Source organism: Actinomadura oligospora ATCC 43269 (assembly GCF_000518265.1).
In the GTDB taxonomy this organism is placed as follows: domain Bacteria; phylum Actinomycetota; class Actinomycetes; order Streptosporangiales; family Streptosporangiaceae; genus Spirillospora; species Spirillospora oligospora.
Map to the genome: position 1 here is coordinate 188,391 of NZ_KI912412.1, position 17,766 is coordinate 206,156.

The 17,766-nt window shown below is 71.9% G+C and carries 14 protein-coding genes; 5 read left to right on the forward strand and 9 right to left on the reverse strand.

Translation table 11 applies throughout. The annotated features are described in order from the left end of the window. Window positions 1-6: 6 nt before the first annotated feature. From P696_RS0140905 to P696_RS51620, 4 genes are all read right to left on the reverse strand, one after another. Window positions 7-858 carry a sulfurtransferase gene (locus P696_RS0140905; protein ID WP_026416846.1) on the reverse strand — a complete coding sequence of 284 codons (852 nt, stop codon included), beginning with the start codon at window positions 856-858 and terminating at the stop codon, window positions 7-9. Window positions 859-999: 141 nt separating this feature from the next. Then, window positions 1,000-2,148 carry an alkaline phosphatase family protein gene (locus P696_RS57735; RefSeq protein WP_211246003.1) on the reverse strand — a complete coding sequence of 383 codons (1,149 nt, stop codon included), beginning with the start codon at window positions 2,146-2,148 and terminating at the stop codon, window positions 1,000-1,002. Beyond that, window positions 2,145-2,726: a DUF5998 family protein gene (locus P696_RS57740; RefSeq protein ID WP_026416848.1), complete on the reverse strand. Its 582-nt coding sequence runs from the start codon at window positions 2,724-2,726 to the stop codon at window positions 2,145-2,147. Before P696_RS57740 ends, P696_RS57735 begins: the two co-directional genes overlap by 4 nt. 476 nt (window positions 2,727-3,202) lie before the next feature. Then, the gene (locus P696_RS51620) at window positions 3,203-5,770 is read right to left on the reverse strand and encodes a bifunctional acetate--CoA ligase family protein/GNAT family N-acetyltransferase (protein ID WP_051469047.1); all 2,568 of its coding nucleotides are present in this window, start codon (window positions 5,768-5,770) and stop codon (window positions 3,203-3,205) included. A 232-nt stretch (window positions 5,771-6,002) separates the two neighbouring features. Between P696_RS51620 and P696_RS0140925 the strand changes: the two genes are divergently transcribed. Both P696_RS0140925 and P696_RS0140930 read left to right on the forward strand, forming a co-directional pair. Further along, on the forward strand, window positions 6,003-6,926 hold the full coding sequence (locus P696_RS0140925; protein WP_026416849.1) for a carbohydrate kinase family protein: 924 nt from the start codon (window positions 6,003-6,005) through the stop codon (window positions 6,924-6,926). 31 nt (window positions 6,927-6,957) lie between these two features. Further along, window positions 6,958-7,890 carry an aminoglycoside phosphotransferase family protein gene (locus P696_RS0140930; protein WP_026416850.1) on the forward strand — a complete coding sequence of 311 codons (933 nt, stop codon included), beginning with the start codon at window positions 6,958-6,960 and terminating at the stop codon, window positions 7,888-7,890. 260 nt (window positions 7,891-8,150) lie between these two features. Here P696_RS0140930 and P696_RS0140935 read toward each other — a convergent pair whose 3' ends face one another. The 5 genes from P696_RS0140935 to P696_RS0140955 all read right to left on the reverse strand — a co-directional run bounded on the left by P696_RS0140935 (window position 8,151) and on the right by P696_RS0140955 (window position 14,314). Continuing rightward, complete coding sequence (locus tag P696_RS0140935) at window positions 8,151-8,813, reverse strand: HAD family hydrolase (protein ID WP_026416851.1); 663 nt, start codon at window positions 8,811-8,813, stop codon at window positions 8,151-8,153. Between the two features lie 442 nt (window positions 8,814-9,255). After that, window positions 9,256-11,526 carry a RecQ family ATP-dependent DNA helicase gene (locus tag P696_RS0140940; protein ID WP_026416852.1) on the reverse strand — a complete coding sequence of 757 codons (2,271 nt, stop codon included), beginning with the start codon at window positions 11,524-11,526 and terminating at the stop codon, window positions 9,256-9,258. Window positions 11,527-11,607: 81 nt separating this feature from the next. Then, entirely contained in the window at window positions 11,608-12,204 is a 597-nt protein-coding gene (locus tag P696_RS0140945) for a LutC/YkgG family protein (protein WP_026416853.1), read from the reverse strand. After that, window positions 12,204-13,613, reverse strand: a complete 1,410-nt coding sequence (locus P696_RS0140950; RefSeq protein ID WP_026416854.1) for a lactate utilization protein B — start codon at window positions 13,611-13,613, stop codon at window positions 12,204-12,206. The genes P696_RS0140945 and P696_RS0140950 overlap by 1 nt, the downstream gene beginning before the upstream one ends. Next, window positions 13,610-14,314 carry a (Fe-S)-binding protein gene (locus tag P696_RS0140955; protein ID WP_026416855.1) on the reverse strand — a complete coding sequence of 235 codons (705 nt, stop codon included), beginning with the start codon at window positions 14,312-14,314 and terminating at the stop codon, window positions 13,610-13,612. Before P696_RS0140955 ends, P696_RS0140950 begins: the two co-directional genes overlap by 4 nt. Window positions 14,315-14,532: 218 nt before the next feature. On the opposite strand from P696_RS0140955, the gene P696_RS0140960 reads away from it, so the two are divergent. The 3 genes from P696_RS0140960 (at window position 14,533) to P696_RS0140970 (ending at window position 17,764) form a co-directional block, all read left to right on the forward strand. Next, window positions 14,533-15,885, forward strand: a complete 1,353-nt coding sequence (locus P696_RS0140960) for a threonine/serine exporter family protein (RefSeq protein WP_245628009.1) — start codon at window positions 14,533-14,535, stop codon at window positions 15,883-15,885. A gap of 88 nt (window positions 15,886-15,973) precedes the next feature. Further along, entirely contained in the window at window positions 15,974-16,300 is a 327-nt protein-coding gene (locus P696_RS0140965; protein ID WP_026416857.1) for a hypothetical protein, read from the forward strand. Window positions 16,301-16,687: 387 nt separating this feature from the next. Beyond that, window positions 16,688-17,764 carry a DUF6745 domain-containing protein gene (locus P696_RS0140970; protein ID WP_245628010.1) on the forward strand — a complete coding sequence of 359 codons (1,077 nt, stop codon included), beginning with the start codon at window positions 16,688-16,690 and terminating at the stop codon, window positions 17,762-17,764. Window positions 17,765-17,766: the final 2 nt, after the last annotated feature.

The window sequence follows — 17,766 nt, forward strand, 5'->3', positions numbered from 1 at the left end:
GCCCGATCAGGCTTCGCCGGTGGCGACCGGATGGGTCGGGTCCGCGACCCACGCGGACCATGACCCGACATAGAGGGCGGCCGGAATACCCGCAAGGTGCAGGGCCAGAATCTCGTGGGCGGCGGTGACTCCGGAGCCGCAGTACGCACCGACGTCCAGCGCGTCCGTCGCGCCGAGTCCGGCGAACCGCTCACGAAGCAGCTCGGACGGCAGGAACCGGCCGTCCACACCCACATTCCCAAGGGTCGGGGCGTTCACAGCACCTGGGATGTGTCCCGCTACGGGGTCGATCGGCTCGACCTCGCCCCGGTAGCGCGCGGACGCGCGCGCGTCCAGGAGAACGCCTGCCTTCGCCAGGGCCGCGGCACCCTCCGCGTCCAGCACCGGAAGGCTCCCCGGGTACGCCCTGTAGTCACCCGGCTCGGCCGCCACGTTCTCTTGGCCTGCCATCCCATCGGTCTCGACCGGATGCCCTGCAGTCGTCCAGGCGTGGTAGCCGCCGTCCAGGACACGCACGTTCTCATGGCCGAAGTAGCGCAGCGTCCACCAGAGGCGCGCGGCAGCCGTCGAATCAGCGTCGTCGTACACGACGACCGGACGATCGCCGGAAACCCCCGCGCGGCGCATCGCGGCTTCGAACGCGGCCGGTTCCGGCAGGGGGTGACGCCCTTCCGGGCCGGGCGGACCGGCGACGTCCTGGTCCAGGTCCACGAAGACCGCGCCCGGCAGATGCCCCTTCCTGTAGGACTCGACGCCGGGCGGACCGCCCAGATGCCAGCGCACATCGAGCAGCACGGGCGTGGGGCCCCCGCGCTTCAGCAGCCGTTCCAGCGTGGACACGTCGATGAGAGGGCGCACATCGCCAGTCTGAACGCGTTTGCCCGAATTAGGGAGGGCCGAAGGCAGGTTCGTCACACCATCGAGTGTATTGAGCGCTGCCCGGCACGGGCAGGAGGGCCGACGCGCGTGCGCACGAGCCCACCCACCTGCGCGTACGAGCTACTCACGGACGGAGGTGACCAAGGGGACGAGCTGCTCGGCCGCGACCAGCGACCCGTGCATGCCGATCATGCGGTCGAGCCACGGTTCGCGGGTGCTCGCGACGATCGCGAGGTCGGTGAACGGGACCGCCACGACATCGCCGATGCGCGGCAGCAACGCCGGGACGACCGGTCCGAACCAGCCCGCCGCGACGGCCTCCTCACGGGACGCGACCCACGCCCGGTCGCCGATCGTCGCCCGCCAGGCGGCGAGCACATCGGCCTCCGCACCAGGCTCGGCGTAGACGTAGCGGCAGCGAGCGTCGCCGCCCAGCAGCGCGATCCCGGCAGCCAGCTCGGGAACGGTGTCGACGTCCACCCGGTCACCCGGATCGGTCATTCCATGGTCGCCCGTCACATAGAGCGCCGCGCCGGACGGCAGAACCTCCGCGATCCGCTCGGCGAGCAGGTCCATGAAACGGAGTTGGTGCCGCCAATGGGATGAGCCACAGCCGAACCTGTGGCCGGTCGAATCCAGGTCAGCGTGATAGGCGGTCACATAGGCGCGGTCACCTTGTCTCAGGGCGTGTTCGACTTGTGCGACGAGCTGCCCCAGGCTGTTCGCGGAGATGTGGTTCGCACCGCGCGTGGTGGCTCGGCTGAGGCCGGTCTCCTTGTACAGGCCGAGCGCGACGTAGGACGTGGCCACACCGTTCGCAGCCGCCCGCTCGTAAACAGTGGGCGCGGGCTGGAATTCGGTGGGCTCCACTAGGTCATCTTGCCATCTGAGACAGTTGAGTAGGCGACCGGTGCCGGGCACGGCAACCTGGAAACCGAGGAGACCGTGCCCTCCTGGTGGCAGCCCAGTGGCAAGTGATCCGAGGCTGGTGGCGGTCGTCGCGGGCAGGCCCGCGGTGAGTGGCCGATCGGCCATGGAGTTCAAGAAGGGCGCCTCGGCCGGATGCGCGCGCAGGAGGTCCCAGCCCAGACCGTCGATGACCAACACGCACGCGCGCGAAACAGAGGCGAGCCCGAGGGTGTTCGCCGTCCCTGGAACTCCGAGCGTCGACAGGACGGACGCGGTGAGATCCGCCAGTGCCCCCGACCCGTAACGCGGCGCGGGCGGCGCCGGCGTCGCGCCCGGCCACGGGGCGGGCGCGCGGGTCACCGGGCTGTGGCGGACGACAGGGCCTCGGCGAAGGCCAGGACCTGGGTGACGGCGTCCCCGCCGTCGGCGGCCTCGCTCACGCGCAGCGAGAGATCGTCGGCGGTGACGCTGCCGGTGTAGCCGTGGTCGGCCTCGCAGTTCTCGTCCCCGCAGGTGGCGGGCTCGAGATCGATGTGGGCGATCGCGCCCCAGCCGATGGTCAGCACGACCTCGCTGGGCGGCATGCCCGGCACGTAGGTCTCCGGGTCCGGCACGACCCGGGTCAGCGCGACCGACTGGACCCGGTCCAGCTTGACGGCCTCGGTGGTGGTGGACGCGTGCGGACGGGTCATCCCGTCGCCGGGCGGGTGCTCGTCGGTGTGGCAGAGCAGCAGGCGGGTCGCGGTCAGCGCCAGCACGGTGACGTGGCGGCGGACCTCCATGGCGGGGTCGAACGCCGCCTCGTGGTGGACCACGTACGCGCTGACGCGCTCGTCGCCGATGGCGGACTCGACCGCGTCCGCGACCAGGCCCGGGTAGTAGCCGCTGCGCTCGATGGCGGTGCGCAACCCGTGAGCCGTCGCTCGGGTTTCCCTCATGTATCCATCCTGCCCTGTCCGGGCCGGTGCCCGCACACGCGCGGGGGCGTTCCGGGCCCCGGAAAACCCGCCGTTCGGCCCTTCCGAGCCCGGACGGCCCGCTCCGCGACCCCGTTTCACTGCCCGTACGGCACCCGTCCGCTGCCTGAACGCCCTTGTCCCGGGCCTGACGGACGGCTTGGCAGGGTCCTGCACGCTCGGTCCTGGGTACGGATGTGGACATGACCGACAGAGATCCACTTCCTTCACCGCAGCCGATCCCGCGGCCCGGTCCGGAGCCGGCGCCCATGCCTCCCCCACCCGTCCCGCCTCCCGAGCCCGCCCCGGGACCCCCGCCGCCGCCCCCGGGGCCCGTCCCGCCCGGCCCCGCACCGGACCCGATCCCGCCCGGCCCGCCGCCGGACCCGGTCCCTCCAGAGCCCGGCCCCGCGCCAGGGCCGCCGTCCTGACGGCCGACCCCGGAGGGCCCGGCGCGCCTAGCCCAGGCGGCGGGGGCCGAGTTCGGGGCGCGCGCCCATGGGTTGCTGAAGCAGGAGGCGGACGCCTCGCACCGACACTCCGGAGGCGTCCGCGATCACGGGGTTCAGCTCCAGCCGGGCGACCTCCGGCAGGTCGTCGCCGAGCTTGGCGACCCGCTGCAGCAGGTCCTCCAGGGCGGAGACGGCCACCGGCTCCGCGCCCCGGTGACCGAGCAGCAGGGGCGCGGTCCGGATGGCCCGGATCATCTCGGCGGACTCGGCGTCGGTGAGCGGCGCGAGCCGGTAGGCGCGGTCGTCCAACAGCGCGGCGGTCTCGTCCGCGAGCCCGAAGGACACCAGGGCGCCGAACGACGCGTCCTCCGAGGTCACGATCCGGACGGGCACTCCCGGGCCGTCACGATCCACCTCAGCCCCGCGTGGGCCCTCCTCCCGCCCCATGGGCTCACGAGGCGCCTCCGCGTCCGCCAAGTGGATCCCGTAGCAGGCCAGCAGTTCGGCTATCTGTGCGCGCGTGGCTGTGACCGGAGCGGCGTCGCTGGGCACGTCCTCCAGCCAACCGCTGATCAGCGTGCGGGCGCGGCGGCGGTCTTCCGCGGTGACCAGGTCGGAGACCCGGCCGTGCGGGCGCTGCCGCCATTGGGCGTACCGGATCACGTAGGCCAGCGCCCGGACGGCGTCCTCCGGGGCCGGGTAGGACGGGACGGACCCGGCCGCCGCGCTTCCGTCCGGAGCGTTGATCCGCAGGTCGGAGGGCATGCCCTTGGATCCCAGGTAGGTCGCCACGATCGGCTTGGACGATCCGGCCGCGAGCCTGAGGATCTTCTCCGGAACGCGCACGTCGTAGCCGCCGATGGTGGGCGGGGTGAACAGCGCGACGACGGCGTCCACATTCTCGTCGCGCAGCGCGGCAGCAAGGGCCGCCTCGTACGCGTCCGCGTCGGCGAGGGGCCCCAGGTCCACCGGGGGACGGACGCGGAGGCCGTGGGCGACGGCCGCGTCCTGTGCGAGCAGGCCGAGCGAGTCGCTGTTGTCGATGATGGCGATGCGGTCCCCGGCAGGCAGGGGCTGATAGGCCAGCAGTTGGGCGACGTCGAAAAGCTCGGACAGGTCTTCGACCCGGATCACGCCCGCCTGTGCGAACAGAGCGCTGACAGCGTGGTCGGGCAGGCTCAACGCGCGCGCGGCGTGACCCAGTGGGACGCCCTGTGTGCTGCGTCCGCTCTTGACCGCGACGATCGGCTTGCGCCGGGACAGACGCCTGGCCAGGCGCGCGAACTTACGCGGGTTTCCCAGGGATTCCAGGTAGAGCAGGACGGCCTTGGTGGCCGGATCCTCCTCCCAGTACTGCATGAGGTCGTTGCCCGAGACGTCCGCACGGTTTCCCGCCGAAACGAACGTAGAGAGGCCGAGGCCGCGTTCGGCCGTCCGCTGAAGGATCGCCGTGCCCAGAGCACCGGACTGCGAGAAGAAGCCGACTGGACCGCGTCCGGGCAGGGTCGGCGCGAGGGTCGCGTTCAGGCGATAGTCCGGATCGGTATTGGCGATGCCAAGGCAGTTGGGCCCGACTACACGCATGCCCCAGGCGCGAGCCAGCCGGACGAGTTCCTCCTGCCGTGCACGTCCTTCGGGTCCGGCCTCGCCGAATCCCGACGAAACCACGACCAGCCCGTGGACACCCTTGTTCGCGCACTGTTCCACGACCTCGTGCACGGCATTGGCCCGGACGGCCACCACAGCAAGGTCGACCTCGTCAGGGATGTCCAGTACGGACTCGTACGCGCGCACGCCTGCGACGGCCTTGGCGGTCGGGTGCACCGGGTAGACGGGCCCACAGAAATCCCCGCCCAGCAGGTTCCGCAGGACGGTCTGCCCCACGCTGTGCTCAGCCCGGCTCGCGCCCACGACCGCAACCGAACGAGGCGTCATGAGCCGCTGAATGGACCGCGCCTCGGCCCGATGCTCGCGCGCGGATGTGACCTCCACCGAGGTCTCCGTGGGCTCCAGGTCGAGGACGAGCTCGATCACCCCGTCCTCGAACCGCTGCTCGGCCCGGTAGCCGGCCTCACGGAAGACCCGCGTCATCCGCCGGTTGTCAGGCAGCACGCTGGCCACGAACCGGTGCACGCCACGCTCGCGCGCGGCGGCGGCGATGTGCTCCAGCAGGACGGCCCCGAGGCCCCGGCCCTGGTGCGCGTCCTCGACCAGGAAGGCGACCTCGGCCGTCCCGGGGCGGTCGTTGAGCCGGTCATACCGGACGACCGCCACCATGTCGCCGCCGATCGTGGCGATCAGCCCGACCCGGCGATCATGATCGACGGTGGTGAAGTGCCGGATCTCACGATCGGACAGATGGGGACGGGGCGAGAAGAACCGGTAGTAGATCGTCTCGGCCGACAGCCGCGCGTAGAAGGACCGCAGAAGAGCGGCGTCCTCCGGCCGGATCGGACGCAGGTGCGCCGTCCCGCCGTCCGCGAGGACGACGTCCGCCTCCCACTGGTCGGGATAGTCCCGACCGTCGGGAAGCTCCCGCTGGTCCGGGTGCTCCCGCTTGCTCTCCCCGCTCACGCACCCGAGACTAGGCCACGAGTCCGCGTGACACGTGCCCGCCTCGACCGTGAATGCACCGGTCCGGGAGGTGTGAAGCCGCGCGCCCGGGGCATCGCAGCGCGTTCGAGACCTCATCGGAGGTCGAGAGCTGTTACGGTCGGTCCTACCCTGCCCGCGCGAACTCCGCCCTACGCCCTGCATACGCCCACTCCACCGCTCTGCGGGCCGTGTTGATCGAGGTGATGACCCCATGACCCGGGTAGTCGTGGTTGGCGACCTGATGACCGACACCGTGGCACGTGCCGCCTTCCCCCTCGCCAAGGGCAGCGACACACCCGCGGCCGTCACCAGTCATGGTGGCGGGTCCGGCGCCAACGTCGCCGCCTGGCTCGCGATGGAAGGCGCCGAGGTCGCGTTCGTCGGCCGCCGTGGATCCGACATCGCGGGCCGCAACCGCGACATGGAGCTGATGGGCTCGGGCGTCGACGCCCGCCTGGTGATGGACTCCGAGCGTCCGACCGGCACCTGTGTCGTCCTCGTCACGCACAAGGGCGACCGCACCATGCTGTCCGACCCCGGGGCCAACAGCGCGCTGCTCCCCGAGGACGTCGAGCGCTGCAAGGACCTGTTCGTCCAGGGCGTTCATTTCCACCTGTCCGGCTACTCGCTGATCAACGAGGGCTCCCGGAAGGCCGCGATCCACGCGCTCGACCTCGCCCGTCAGGCGCAGATGTCGGTGTCGGTGGACGGCGCGTCGTCCTCGCCGCTCAAGCGGATGGGCGCCGAGCCGTTCCTGGAGTGGACGCAGGGCGCGCGCCTGCTGGTCGTCAACGCCGCCGAGGCCGAGGTCCTCACCGGCCGCGACAACCCCGAGGCCGCCGCCAAGGTGCTGACCGCCTGGTACCCCCAGGTCGTGATCAAGAACGGCGCGGACGGCTCGCTCTGGTACACCAACGGCCGCCCGGACGCGATCACGGTCGCCGCCGACCCGGTCGAGAAGATCGTGGACGGCACCGGCGCGGGCGACGCCTTCGTGGCCGGGTTCCTCCCCGCGTGGCTGGACGGCAAGCCCCCGGCCGAGGCCCTGTCGGCGGGCAACCGCCTCGCCGCCCAGGCCCTCCAGCACCTCGGAGCCCGTCCGTCCCTGGACGTCCAGGACAACCCGATTCGCTGACCCCTCGCGGCCGTCCGCCTAGGGTGCCCAGATGATCGGAGTGCCCCAGGCGTTCGCGGACGCCACCGTCGCGCGGGAGGGCGAGCCGGGTTCCCGCTGGCTCGCCGAGCTGCCCCTGATCGTGGACGAACTGCTCGGCCGCTGGAACTGCGTCCCGGATGGCGAGGTCACGCACGGCGCCGTGGGGGTCGTCGTCCCGGTGCTCGCGCCGGACGGGCCGTCCGTCCTGAAGGTGTCGTTCCCGCATCCCGGGAACGTGCACGAACCGGACGCCTACGCCGCCTGGGCGGGCCAGGGGGCCGTCCGGCTCCACGGACGGGACGACGAACACTTCGGACTGCTCGTGGAACGGGCCTCTTCGTCCACGTTGGCCGCTCTGGGGGACGACGAGCAGATCATCCGGATCGCGGGACGGATCAGCCGCCGCCTCGCCGTCCCCGCTCCCCCACACGTCCCCCGGCTGCGTGACCGGGCCCCCGCCTGGGCCGATCAGCTGCGCAAGGACGCGGAACAGCTGTCGCACACCCTCCCCGGCCGTGTCGTGGACGCCGCGATCTCGGCGGCGGAGGAGCTTGGCCGCGCCCAGCCGGACACCCTCGTGCACGGCGATCTGCACTCGGGGAACGTCCTGCGGGCCGACCGCGAACCCTGGCTGGCCATCGACCCCAAGGGCCTCGCGGGAGACCCCGCCTACGACGTGGGCGCGCTCCTCAAGTCGCGGGCCCTCTCCCTCCTTCAGGCGGACGACCACGTCAGAGCCTTCGACCGCGCTCTGGACGTCTTCGCCGAGTCGGCCGAACTGGACCGCGACCGCGTCCACCGCTGGGCCCAGCTCCACGCCGTCCAAGCCGCCTTCTGGGCCCGCCGCCACGGTTTCACCGCCGCCCGCACCGGCCCGGGCCTCGACGCCATCATCGCCGCCGTCGACCACCTGGCCGAACTCCTCACCCCCCGCACCATCTGACCCGTCCGCCCCTCAAAGGAAGCCCCTGCGGTTACATGGCGACGGACGGCTACGGACGCGGATGGCAGGGCGCGTGGGCGGCGGGCGCGTCAGCGGCTGCTGCGGGGTGGGCGGGAGCCGGGGAGGTCGTCGTCGACCCAAGGGGCGTCGGACGGCCGTCCTGGGCAGATCGACGGCAATCGTGGACGGATCGGGGTCGGGGCCTGGACCAAGTGATGGCAGTCCTGGACTGGATGAGGGCAGTCCAGGACTGAGCGACGTCAGTTGGTCAGGGGTAGCTGGTCGAGGAGTTCCGGCAGCTTGCGCATGTCCTCGAAAACGACCGTGCCGGGCCCCTCGAGCCAGTCGGCGGGGGTGAGGCCGCCTGCGAAGCCGAACGACCGCATTCCGGCGGCGCGCGCGGCCTGGACCCCGAACCTGCTGTCCTCGATCACCACGCACGCCTCCGGCTTCACGCCCATCTGCGCGGCGGCGAAAAGGAACAGATCGGGTTCCGGCTTGCCCCGCTCGACCTGCGTCGCGCTGAAGATCCGGCCCTCGAAGCGTGGGTACAGGCCGGTGCGGCCCAGCGTGTGCCGCATCTTGTCGTGACTGCCGCTGGACGCCACGCAGAACGGGAGGCCGATCCCGTCCAGCGCCTCCTCGATGCCCTCGACGGTGACCAGCTCGGCGTCCACCGCCTCGGCGTGGAGCCGCTTGAAGCGGCGCTCCGCCTCGACGGTCAGCTCCGGTCCGAGCTCCGCCTCGACCATCTCGTTGATGGACGCGGTGGAGCGTCCGACGAACCGCTCCATCACGTCCTGCGGGCTCATGGGCCAGCCCAGCTCGGTCAGCACCGCCGAATGCACCCGAACCGCGATGGGCTCACTGTCCACCAGCACGCCGTCGCAGTCGAAAATCACCAGTTCAACATCATTTGCCACAGCGGCAAGCTACAGCCACGCCCGATTTCGCGTTGACGCCGCCCGCCCGCCAGCCGCCCATCGCCTTCCTTGCCAACCGTTCCTCACCGCCGCTGACCGGGCTGAAGATCCTCCGCGCCAGGCCGTCCAAACCCGGGTGTGCCTGAGGATCCTGCGCGCCGGACCGCCCGCCCGGCGAGACTGGGGAGCGTCGGGCCGGGCCGCCCGCCCCGGTGGGCCTGGGGATCACCCGCGCCGGGACGCTCACCCCGCTGAGCTGGGGATCATCCGCGCCAGACCACCCGCCCCGGTGGGCCCGGGGAGCGTCGGGCTGGACCGCCCGCCGCTCGGTGGCGAGGGGATCGTCCCGGCCGGGCGTGTGCGGGGTGCGGCGGATGTCAGCTTGCTGGTTGCCCACGGGTTGTCTGGGGTTGTCCCTGAGTGGCGGGGTTAACGGGGCGGGTCAGGACGGGACGGCCAGGGCCAGGGGGAGGACGGCCGGGGCTCCGGCCTGGCGGAGGAGGCGGGTGGCGACGGTCATGGTCCAGCCGGTGTCGATGCGGTCGTCCACCAGGAGGATCGGGCCCCCGGCCTTGGCGACGGCGGTGGCGAGGTCGTCGGAGACGGTGAGACCCGCCCAGACGGAGCGGAGGCGTTGGGCGCTGTTGTGGCGTCTTGGGGTCGGGTCGCCGACCGGGGTGAGTTCGCCGAGGTAGGGCAGGCGGCCGATCTCGGAGAGGCGGGTGGCGAGACTGGTGACGAGGCGGGGGCGGCTTCGGGAGCCCACGGAGACCACGGCGGCGGGGCGGACGTTCCAGTCCCAGGCGGCGAGGACCTTCACCACGGCGTCGAACATGTCGGGTGGGAGGTCGGTGTCGGGGGCCTGGTCGGCGAACAGGGCACGCAGGCGGTTGCCCCAGCCGATGTCGGTGAGGCGGCCGAGGACGCGGCCCTCCTCGGCCTGGTCGGTGGCGGGGATGCGGCCGGAGACGCCCAGGTCGTCCTTGACGCCGGTGGGCCACATGCGGCGGGGCTGGACGTCCACCCCGGGGCGGTGGAGGCGGTCGCGGGCGCTCGCGGCCCCCTCGGCGGAGACCTCGGCGGGACGGTGGACGCCGGTGCAGTTGTCGCAGCGGCCGCAGGGGGCGGCGGACGGGTCGTCGAGCTGGCGGCGGAGGAACTCCTCGCGGCAGTCGGCGGTGGCGATGTAGTCGAGCATCGCGCGCTGTTCGCGCTCGCGCTCGGCGGCGACGCGCTGGTAGCGGGCGCGGTCGTAGGCCCAGGGGCGGCCGGTGGCCTCCCAGCCGCCCTTGACGCGGCGGACCGCGCCGTCCACGTCCAGGACCTTGAGCATCATCTCCAGGCGGGAGCGGCCGAGGTCGACCATCGGCTCGAGCGCGGAGGTGGACAGCGCCCTGCCCGCGGCGGACAGGACGTCGAGGGTGGTGCGGACGAGCGGCTCAGGTGGGAAGGCGAGGCCGGCGAAGTAGGCCCAGATGTCACGGTCCTCCCGGCCGGGGAGGAGGATCACCTCGGCTCGGTCGACGCCGCGGCCGGCGCGGCCGATCTGCTGGTAGTAGGCCACGGGCGACTGCGGCGCGCCGACGTGCACGATGAAGCCGAGGTCGGGCTTGTCGAAGCCCATGCCGAGCGCGCTGGTGGCGATCAGGGCCTTGAGCTTGTTGTCGAGCAGGTCGCGTTCGGCCTGGAGGCGCTCGTCGGGGTCGGTCTGGCCGGAGTAGGCGGCGACGGCGTAGCCGCGGTCGCGCAGGTAGCCGGCGATCTCGTGGGCGGCCGCGACGGTCAGGGTGTAGACGATGCCGGAGCCGGGCAGCTGGTCGAGCCGCTCGCCGAGCCAGGCCACCCGCTGGTCGGCCGAGGGCAGCTCGACCACGGAGAGATGCAGCGAGTCGCGCTGCAGCGACCCACGCAGGACCAGGGCCCCCTCGGAGGCCAGCGCTCCCTCGGAGGTCAGGGCCGACGCGGCGGCGCCCGTCCCGGTGGACGGCACACCGGTCGGGGACGTTTCGGTCGGGGGCGGGTCGGCCGGGAGGGGGGTGGGCGAGGGGGCGTTGAGCGTGGAGTCGCCGGCCGGGGTGGCGGGGTGGGCTCCGGCGAGTTGTTCGGCCACGTCCTGGGTGACGCGGGCGTTGGCGGTGGCGGTGGTGGCGAGGACGGGGATGCCGGGCGGGAGGTCGGCGAGGAGGGTGCGGAGACGGCGGTAGTCGGGGCGGAAGTCGTGGCCCCAGTCGGAGATGCAGTGCGCCTCGTCGACCACGACCAGGCCGGCCCCGGCGGCGAGCTTGGGGAGGACCTGGTCGCGGAAGTCGGGGTTGTTGAGGCGTTCGGGACTGACCAGCAGGACGTCGACCTCGCCCGCCTCGACCTCGGCGAAGACCGCGTCCCAGGCGTCGGTGTTGGCGGAGTTGACCGTGCGGGCACGGATGCCGGCGCGCTCGGCGGCCTCGATCTGGTTGCGCATCAGGGCGAGCAGCGGGGAGACGATCACGGTGGGGCCGGCGCCACGGTCGCGGAGGAGCCGGGTGGCGACGAAGTAGACCGCGGATTTGCCCCAGCCGGTGCGCTGGACGACCAGGGCGCGGCGGCGTTCGACGACCAGGGCGCGGATGGCGGTCCACTGGTCGTCGCGGAGGCGGGCGGCGGGCCCGGCCAGGCCGCGCAGGCAGCTCTCCGCCTCGTCGCGGAGGGCGTCGGTCGTCGTGGCGTCAGTCATGCCTCCTTGGTACCAGCCGTCGCCGACGTCCCCCCAATAGAACGGCGTTCTGTGGAAAACTCGCGCGCCACCGTCCTCGGGTCAGAGGATGGCGACTTCGAGGGTGCGGGGGCCGTGGACGCCTTCGATGCGGTCGGGTTCGATGTCGCTGGTGGCGGAGGGGCCGCTGATCCAGGTGAGGGGGCGTGTGGGGTCGAGGCGTTGGAGGGCTTCGGGGACGGTTCGGACGATCTGTTCTCGGTTGACGACGCAGAGGTGGTGGTCGGGGACGAGGGTGAGGGCTCGGCGGCCTTGGGCGGGGCCGCCGTCGAGGATGATCGTGCCTGTTTCGGCGATGGCGACGGCGCAGCCGGTGAGGACGCCGTCGAGTCGATCAAGCTCGGTGGCGGTGAGGGGCGGGTCGTCGCGGACGACGTCCACGCCCGACAGCCATTCCCCCGGGGTGCCGGGCGGGACCATGAGGCGTCCTCGTCCGCGCGCGAGCTCGGCGACCGGGGTGTCGAGGTGGACGAGGGCGCGGTAGTCCATGAGTCGATCCAGGAACAGTTCGACCAGGTCAGGGCCGGATCTGCTCCTCTGGTAGTCGCGTGGGACCCGCACGCTGTCGGGCGTCTCGGCCCGAGGGACGTCGGCGAGCGCCGAACGCACGCGCACGAGGATCGTTTCTCGCGAACCCATCACCGCTCCTCTCGCGAAGCCCACCAGTCGCGGAACGACTGGGGTGGGGGCGCTGGAATGTCCCTGGTGTCCGTCCAGGCCGACAAAGGGCCGGGCAGACGGCGCGGGGTGAGTCTTCGGAATCGTCCTGCCGTTCGTTGGGAAGCGGCCAGGAGCCCGGGGGACGAGAGCACCCGCCGGGCCGCGCCCATGGCCAGCTTCTCGGCCCTGTGCACGCCCGATGCGCCGATCTTCGCGCGCAGGTGAAGCAGTACCTCGGGGATGTTGATCGCGACTGGGCAGACGTCGTAGCAGGCCCCGCACAGGGTGGAGGCGTACGGGAGCGATTCGTCCAGTTCGGAGCCGAAGCCGCGAAGTTGAGGCGTCAGGATCGCGCCGATCGGGCCCGGGTAGACCGAACCGTAGGCATGGCCCCCCGCGCGCTCATACACCGGGCAGACGTTCAAGCAGGCCGAACAGCGGATGCAGCGCAGTGCTTGGCGTCCGACCGTGTCGGCCAGGGCCTTGGTGCGGCCGTTGTCCAACAGGATCAGGTGGAAGTCCTGGCCTTCGGTGGCACCGGTCCACATGGAGGTGTAGGGGTTCATGCGCTCGCCCGTGGACGAGCGCGGGAGGAGTTGCATGAACACTTCCAGGTCCTGCCAGGTCGGCACGAGCTTCTCGATCCCGACGACCGAGATCAGGGTCTCCGGGAGAGTCAGGCACATCCGGCCGTTGCCTTCAGATTCCAGCACCACCAGAGTGCCGGTCTCAGCGACGGCGAAGTTCGCGCCCGAGATGCCGACCTTCGCCGACAGGAACCGTTCGCGCAGGTGCAGGCGCGCCGCCTCGGCCAACGCGCGCGGGTCATCGGTCAGGTCAGCGGGGGCTGGGCGGCCCCACGAGGCCATCGCGCGCTGGAAGATCTCACGGATCTCCGCCCGGTTCCGGTGAATCGCCGGGACCAGAATGTGCGACGGGAGATCGTCACCCAACTGGACGATCAGCTCCGCCAGGTCGGTCTCGTAGGCGGTGATCCCTTCCTCGGCCAGGGCCTCGTTCAGGCCGATCTCCTGCGTGGCCATGGACTTGACCTTGACGACCTCGGTCTCCCCCGTCGCGCGCACGAGGCTGAGGACGATGCGGTTGGCCTCGGCGGCGTCGGCGGCCCAGTGAACGTGTCCACCCGCTCGCTGGACGGCCTCCTCCAGCTGCTCCAGGTACAGGTCCAGGTGGCGCAGGACACGGTTCTTCAGCGCGGCACCCGCGACACGCAACGAGGCCCAGTCGGGTTGCTCGGCCACTGCGGCCGCGCGCTTGTCGCGGATCGTGTGCGTCGCCTTGTGCAGGTTATGCCGCAACTGCGCGTTGCCCACGGCCCTGGACGCCGCCTTCGGGAACGACGGCATCCCGACAAAAGTAGAGCTCATGCCGGGTTCCCCTCCGTGGACGCCAGGATCTGTGCCAGATGCATCACTCGTACGCCCGCGCGTTCGCGGCGCATCGTCCCGCCGATATGCATCAGACAGGAATTGTCGACAGCGCACAGGACTTCAGCGCCGGTATCGAGCACATGGCGGACCTTGTCAGTGCACATGGCCGCGGACACAGCAGGGTTCTTCAGCGAGAACGTCCCGCCGAATCCGCAGCATTCGTCGGCTCCGCCCAGTGGCAGCAAGGTCAGGCCGCGCACGGAGGAGAGGAGCGCATGGGGACGGTCTCCCACGCGCAGGGAGCGCAGCGAATGGCAGGTCGGGTGGTAGGTGACCGAATGCGGGAAATAGGCCCCAACGTCCTCCACCTTCAGGACGTCCACGAGGAACTCCGACAGCTCGTACACACCCGAAGGCGGCTCCACGCCGAGGGTCGGGTACCAGTCGCGGACCATCGCGGCGCATGAGCCGGACGGCATGACCACCGCGTCGTAGCCGGAGAACACCTCCCCCACCCGCAGCGCCAGCGGCATCGCGTCCTCGCGGTAGCCGGTGTTGAAGTGCATCTGGCCACAACACGTCTGAGCCTCAGGGAACTCCACCCGACAACCCAGCCGCTCCAGCAACCGCACGGTCGCCCGCCCCGTCCCCGGGAACAGCGTGTCGTTGACGCAGGTCACGAACAGCGCGACGCGCACGCTCGGATCACCTCCGGTCCCGTGGGCACGCGGGGCCGCCGACGAACCCCGCGAGATTTTCATCACCCAGCGTAGCGATCATGTCACCGGCGCCCTGCGCACAGGGGTCCGGCGGGGGCGGGGCGGTATAGCACCGGTGAGGCATGGGTAGCCTGCGAGCAAGATGGTGTAAGCCGGGCGGGAGGGTTTTCTCGGGCATGGGTCGGACCGTAGAACGCTTGCGGCGGAGCTGGTCGGTCCTGATGGACGCGAACCCGCCCGAACCTCCCGAGGACGAGCCCGGAGAGAGCTTCGACCCCAGGGCGATCGAGCTGGCGCTGCGGGTCGGCGAGCTGATGCTGGCCAGCGGCGAGTCCACCGAGCGCGTGAACGAGGCGGTCCTGAGCCTCGCGATCGGCTACGAGGTCCCGCGCCCCGAGGTCCAGGTCACCTTCACCAGCATCCTGGTGTCGGCGCACCCGGGCAGTGGCGCGCCCCCGGTGACCGGCTCGCGCGCCATCCGGCGCCGGACTCCGGCCTACTGGCGGCTCGACGCCCTGCACAAGCTCGTCCAGGAGGCGTCCATCGGGATGCTGGACCTGGACGACGCGCGCACGCGGCTCAACGAGATCAAGCGCGGACGCGCGCCCTACCCGGCGTGGCTGATGGTGGTCTGCCTCGGGCTGATCGCGGCGGCCGCGTCGATGCTGGTCGGCGGCGGGCCGCTGGTCGCCGCGACCGCGTTCGTCGCGACGCTGATCAGCGACCGCACCGCCGCGTTGCTCGCCCGCCGGGGCATCGCCGAGTTCTTCCAGCTCACCGTGGCCGCAGGGATCGCCGCGACGGCCGCCGCGCTGGTCATCGCGGCGGGCCACGAGGCGCACGCGTCCACGATCGTGACCGGGGCGATCCTGGCGCTGCTGCCGGGCCGTCCGCTCGTCGCGTCCGTCCAGGACGGCATCACCGGCGACCTGGTCAGCGCGGGCGCGCGGCTGCTGGAGGTGTTCTTCATCATCGCCGCGATCGTCGCCGGGCTGGGCGTCGTGGTGTACGTGGCCGTCCGGATGAACGTGGACATCAACGTCGGCCACATGACGGCCGCGCCCGCCCTGATGAAGCCCATCCCGATCATTGCGGCGGCGGTCGTCGCGCTCACGTTCGCGGTGTTCCTCGCGGTCCCGCGCGACGTGCTCATCCCGGCGGCGCTGGGCGGCGGGCTGATCTGGGTCCTGTACGTGCTGCTGCTGAACTGGCAGGTCACGCCCGTGTTGGCGTCGGCGGTCTCCGCCGTCGTCATCGGCGTCCTGGGGAGCATGCTCGCGCGCAGGAGGAACGGGCCCTCGCTGCCGTACATCGTCCCGGCGATCTCGCCGCTGCTGCCTGGAACGCTCCTGTACCGGGGGATGGTCGAGCTCAACACGGGATCGCCGCAGCAGGGCGCGATGAGCCTGGTGGCGGCGCTGTCGGTCGCGCTCGCCCTCGGCGCGGGCGTCAACCTCGGCGGCGAACTCGTCCGGGCGTTCCAGAGCGTGGGGTTGAGCGCTTCGGGGCGCTGGGCCCGTCCGGCGGCCCGGCGGACCCGCGGTTTCTGACCGGTGCAGTCCATCGGCGCGCTTGGTGTTTTTGCTGGTCAGATGGGGTGTGCGGAAAATGTCGGAGGCCCGGTCTAGCGTCCTTGGCATGTACCGACAGGGAGACATCCTCATCGTCCCGGTGGCCGAGGACGCGGTGCCCCAGGCTCTCCGGGAGCTGCCGCCCGCGCCGCGTGACGGGCGGGGCCGCATGGTCCTCGCGCTCGGCGAGGCCACCGGCCACGCGCACGCTCTGACCTGCGAGGGGAAGCTGCTGCACGATCCGAACCCCCTCGCGCCGGACTACCTGCACCTGCCCTCCGGCGGTCGTCTCGGGCACGAGGAGCACGCGGCGATCTCGCTGCCCAAGGGCTGGTACCGCGTGATCCGGCAGCGCGAGTACATACCGGGCGCGGTCCGCGTCGTCGCCGACTGACCGTCCAGCCCGTTTCCCCCTGACGCGCCCGCCGCCCCGACCCGCCTCAGCCGATACCTGTACCTGCCCTCGGCGCTGATCCGGCTGCGCAGCGCGTCCCCGCGCAGGTCCTCTTGGCGCATCCTCGGCTCGGCCCTTCGCGTCATCGCTCGTCCCCGCGCGTCCGGCGGTCCGCGTGTCCAGCGGTCCCGCGTGTCCGGCGGTCCTGTGCGTCTTGGCAGCCCCGCAGGTCACAGCAGTTCTGCAGGTCACGGCAGTCCTGCACGGCTCGCACGTCCCAGACCTCTCGTGCGTCCCCGCGTGTTCCGGACGTCTCGTGCGTCCTGCGGGTCTCGTGCGCCTCCGCGCTTCCTTCTTCCCCCACCCCTCATTCTTGGAGAACCGACCGTGAACGAGTTGGACCACGCGAACCTGATGCTGTCCTGGGAGGCGACGGCGTTCGCCACCGGCCCGGGAGACCGGGCGCAGGCCGAGGCGGGTGTCACCGCCGCCTACACCGCCGCCGGGCTGGACGCGCCGGAGCGGTTCCTGTGGGTGGAGTCCCCCGCGCAGGGCGCCCTCGCCGCCGCCGTTCTCGCCGGGCACGCCGACGTCCTGCGCGAGGCCGGGCTGGACGTGCCGGACGTGCCGTCCGACGCGGGCGCGAGCGTGCGGGAGACCGTCCGGACGCGTCCGTGGGAGACGGCGCGCACCACCGCGTACGAGCGACTCGGGCCTCAGGAGTGGGCGCGGTCCTGGGCGCGCACGGCCGCGCCGATGTGGGACCGGGTGCAGCAGCTGGTGATCCGGATCCGGCAGGCGATCGGCGACCTCGCCGGTGAGGAGGGCTCGCGCGCCGAGTCGGTGCTGCGGGCGGCCACCCTCGACGCGGGCCTGGGCCAGCACGACGCGGCGTGGCTGGCCCAGTTCGACGCGCTCGGCACGCTGCCGCCCGGACTCGCCGACGTGGCGCGGAACGCGGGCTGGTGGTGGCCGTACGAGCGGCTGGTGATCATCTCCGCGCGGCCGTCGGAGCTGCACCGCGACGAGCCCGGCCGGCTGCACCGGGGCGACGGCCCGGCGCTGGCCTTCCCCGACGGTCTCGCGCTGCACGCCTGGCGCGGCATGCCGATTCCTCCCGACTTCGTCGCGTCGCTGACCGATCTGACCGTCGAGCGCATCGGCGGCGAGAGCAACGCCGAGCTGCGGCGGGTCATGCTGGAGATCTTCGGTTACGACCGCTACCTCGCCGAGACCGGCGCCAAGCCCGTCCACAGGGACGAGACGGGCGTGCTCTGGTGCATCCGCCTGTGGGGCGACGAGGACGTCGTGATGGTCGAAGTGATCAACTCGACGCCCGAGCCGGACGGCACGTACCGCCAGTACTACCTGCGTGTCCCGCCGTCCACCCGCACCGCGCGTGAGGGCGTGGCCTGGACGTTCGGTGTGGACGCCGCCGACTACAACCCCCTCAAGCAGACCTGACC

Bases quoted from the DNA above. Each gene is read 5' to 3' on its own strand.
- P696_RS57740 (WP_026416848.1), bottom strand. From the start codon at position 2,726: ATGAGGGAAACCCGAGCGACGGCTCACGGGTTGCGCACCGCCATCGAG.
- P696_RS0140925 (WP_026416849.1), top strand. From the start codon at position 6,003: ATGACCCGGGTAGTCGTGGTTGGCGACCTGATGACCGACACCGTGGCA.
- P696_RS0140930 (WP_026416850.1), top strand. From the start codon at position 6,958: ATGATCGGAGTGCCCCAGGCGTTCGCGGACGCCACCGTCGCGCGGGAG.
- P696_RS0140940 (WP_026416852.1), bottom strand. From the start codon at position 11,526: ATGACTGACGCCACGACGACCGACGCCCTCCGCGACGAGGCGGAGAGC.
- P696_RS0140945 (WP_026416853.1), bottom strand. From the start codon at position 12,204: ATGGGTTCGCGAGAAACGATCCTCGTGCGCGTGCGTTCGGCGCTCGCC.
- P696_RS0140950 (WP_026416854.1), bottom strand. From the start codon at position 13,613: ATGAGCTCTACTTTTGTCGGGATGCCGTCGTTCCCGAAGGCGGCGTCC.
- P696_RS0140965 (WP_026416857.1), top strand. From the start codon at position 15,974: ATGTACCGACAGGGAGACATCCTCATCGTCCCGGTGGCCGAGGACGCG.